We start from the raw sequence: 322 nt of genomic DNA on the forward strand, positions 1-322 counted from the left end.
GGAGATGCGGGCCAGCGCCAGCAGCACGCCGGTGAGGATGCCCGGGGCGGCGGCGCGGTAGAGCACGTGCACGGTGACCTTCCACTGCGGAATGCCGAGGCTGAGTGCGGCCTCGCGCATCTGCGAGGGCACCAGGCGCAGCATCTCGTCGGTGGTGCGCACCACCACCGGCAGCACGATGAAGGCCAACGCCAGCGCACCGGCCAGGGCCGAGAAGCGCGTGTGCTGCACCACCAGCGCATACACGAACAGACCGATCACGATCGACGGCGCCGACAGCAGGATGTCGTTGACGAAGCGGATCACCTCGCCCAGCAGACGC

1 protein-coding gene is annotated in these 322 nt (G+C 69.3%); it reads right to left on the reverse strand.

Annotated features, from left to right (window positions below; translation table 11 throughout):
* The coding region (locus FLQ44_RS13580) for an ABC transporter permease subunit (RefSeq protein WP_147694817.1) at positions 1–322 on the reverse strand (322 nt) is incomplete at both ends.

The organism is Vogesella mureinivorans (assembly GCF_007644035.1).
GTDB classification, from domain to species: domain Bacteria; phylum Pseudomonadota; class Gammaproteobacteria; order Burkholderiales; family Chromobacteriaceae; genus Vogesella; species Vogesella mureinivorans.